Source organism: Actinomycetota bacterium, from assembly GCA_035759705.1.
GTDB lineage: Bacteria > Actinomycetota > CADDZG01 > JAHWKV01 > JAHWKV01 > JAJCYE01.
Map to the genome: position 1 here is coordinate 1 of DASTUJ010000186.1, position 2,503 is coordinate 2,503.

General features: G+C 63.3%; 3 protein-coding genes and 2 tRNA genes. 2 read left to right on the forward strand and 3 right to left on the reverse strand.

The annotated features are described in order from the left end of the window. Positions 1 to 146: 146 nt before the first annotated feature. Both VFV09_12820 and VFV09_12825 read right to left on the reverse strand, forming a co-directional pair. The gene (locus tag VFV09_12820) at positions 147 to 902 is read right to left on the reverse strand and encodes a hypothetical protein (protein ID HEU4868596.1); all 756 of its coding nucleotides are present in this window, start codon (positions 900 to 902) and stop codon (positions 147 to 149) included. A gap of 384 nt (positions 903 to 1,286) precedes the next feature. Then, positions 1,287 to 1,363 (reverse strand) — tRNA-Glu (locus VFV09_12825). 140 nt (positions 1,364 to 1,503) lie between these two features. Between VFV09_12825 and VFV09_12830 the strand changes: the two genes are divergently transcribed. Further along, a tRNA-Gln gene (locus VFV09_12830) sits at positions 1,504 to 1,576 on the forward strand. A gap of 30 nt (positions 1,577 to 1,606) precedes the next feature. Beyond that, entirely contained in the window at positions 1,607 to 2,146 is a 540-nt protein-coding gene (locus VFV09_12835) for a UTRA domain-containing protein (GenBank protein ID HEU4868597.1), read from the forward strand. Between the two features lie 24 nt (positions 2,147 to 2,170). Here the strand turns inward: VFV09_12835 and VFV09_12840 are convergent. Beyond that, positions 2,171 to 2,503: HNH endonuclease signature motif containing protein (locus VFV09_12840; protein ID HEU4868598.1), on the reverse strand; the 333-nt coding region annotated here is incomplete at its 5' end.

Consider the following 2,503-nt stretch of genomic DNA (forward strand, 5'->3'; position numbering starts at 1 on the left):
GGCCGCACTCGCCACCAGGCGCAGCTCCATGTTGCCGGACTTTATGTCGCCCAGCTTGGCGGCGGTTTGCTCCAGCGGTCCCCTGAAAATGCATGCCGAGGCAAGCGCCGCCACCATCAGGGCGGCCAGTCCTGCGACAACCCGTCTCACGAGGAGGTTTCTGCGGTGGGGCTGGGTGCGGCCTCAACGGCCGGCGTTTCATCGGGTGAGGGGGACTCCTCGGGCTCAGCCGAGGGCGTTGGGCTGGTCGACGGCTCGGGCGAGGGCGACCCCTCGGTCCCGGAGGTTCCGTCCTGGCCCTCGGTTCCTTCACCGTCCCGGCCCTCGAGGCCGCCCCCCTCTCCCTCGGGGGTGGTCACCGGAATTATGTGTTCGTCGAGAACGGTCTTGATCTGCTCGACCAGGGGGATGATTCGCCCCTCGATCTCCGCGAGGGTGAGGGTCCCCGCTTCAGCCTCCACCGCAAGGTCGTAAAACGCCTTCCGGATGTCCTTGACCAGCTTGCGGCCCTCCTTGTCCAGCTTGATGTTCTCGCCGGTGCCGACGACGAACTGGTAGGCGGACGCCATGGTCTCGCATGAGATGCACTCCTCGTTGATCGAGATTGCGACGTTCTCAGGGACGATCGAGTCCGGATTCGAGCTGACCAGCACGATCTGGATGGCGACCGCCACGGTCTGGCACCCCTCGCAGCTGGCGTACGCCAGGGCGATGTTGGTCTCGTCGATCACCGAATTCATGGTCCGGTGGACATCGAAGGCAAATCGAAAGAGTGAGGACCCATCCTCGTTGTTGATCGCGATGGCTGCGTTGTCCTCGGCCGCCAAAGCGGGTCCGGCAGGCGATAGGGCCAGCGCCAGCACGAGGAGCGGCGCAAAGAGGCTTCGGCGTAGGTTGATCAAAACGACTCCTAGTCTCGTTGGTCGAAAACTAGGTACCCGCAGGCGCACCCTCCCCAAACCGCGCCGCACCGGCAATCAAAAGGGGCTCCCACCTTTCGGGGGAGCCCCAGGACATACGGTGGTATTTAAGGAGCGTTGAGCGCGAGGACCATCATGATTGCGAAGACCACGACTGCGAAACCAATTGCGATGATCGGGTTGACGTTGTAGTTGTTGAACATTCTTACTCCTCCCCTACGAGAGCCGGATTCCGTCTCCCGATTCCGTCCAAAAAACCAGTGAACATCAGAAGAATACTTTTTTCCGAATCCGGAGGCTAGGCCAATCCGCAGGCGGATTTTGGAGCGCATTCCGGCGAACGCCTGGGAGAGGAGTTAAGCGATTTGGTACCCCCGATGGGTTTCGAACCCACGATCTCCGCCTTGAGAGGGCGGTGTCCTAGGCCGCTAGACGACGGGGGCCTGTGTTTCGATGATACCGGACAGTGGACCCGGAGCGCTTACCCGGCGTTTTAGGACCGGGGGCCCGGGCAAACGGGGACGCTGATAAACTTCCCCGGTACGCCGAAACCGTTATGCTGGAACGGTTGTAGCGCACATATTGCCGGGTAGATCAATTGGCAGATCGCCTGCCTCTGGAGCAGGAAGTTCTAGGTTCGACTCCTAGCCCGGCAGCAAGTGGATTCTCCTGACGATCCCCATCGGGTGCTCGTACATCGGGCCATCCCCACCGACCCCGCCGTACGCTCCAGCAGCTCCCTGTTTCTCACCGAGTCCTCGGAGCAGTCGGGCGCCCCCAGCCGCAAGCTGCTGTTCTCGGGCCTTTCGCCGGCTCCCCCGGTGGTCGCCCTCCGAATGGGGGTTGCGCCGGACATCGGTCTGCTCACCCGTCGCCGGCTGATGCTGGTGAACGAGGTGCCCATCCGACTGGCGACGAGCTTTTTCCTCCCCGATGCGCCCGAATCCGGCGAGCTGTCGGTCGGCGCCTTCCTGGGCGCCGGCCTGCAGGAGCTGTTCGACCGGCACGGTAGAACCTTCGGCCGGGCCGAGGAGACGCTGGTTGCCCGGATGCCCTCAGCGGAGGAAGCTGAACTGCTGGCCATAGGGTCCGGCGAGCCGGTGGTGGAAATAACCAGAACCTCATTCGACGCCGCCGGCGATCCGGTCCACACGCTTCAGACGATCTGCGCGGCGAGCCGCCACGTCTTCGATGTGCGGCAGCTCGACGGGGACGAAGTCTTCTAGCGCAAGCTCGGCTTCCTAAGGCGGCTACCCCATGCCCATCAGGTCGAACTCTTTCATGCCGAAGAAGGTGGTCAGCTCAAGTTGGTCGGAGTCATCATCCGGTGGCGGGTCGTGGGGACCGAGCCAGATCCACCTCCAGTTGTAGTGCAGCAGCCGGTAGCCGTGGAAGGTTTTCAGCCGGTGGTGGTAGTGGCAGAGCAGACCGAGGTTGTACAACTGGGTCGGCCCGCCCTCCTTGACCCCGGTGATGTGGTCGATCTCCTGGGTCGTGACGTCCATCGCCGCGGCCGAGACCACCTCGATCGCCTGCTGCTCGGAGAGCTGACCCTTGCGGAACGCCTTCTCGGTCTCGGGGAG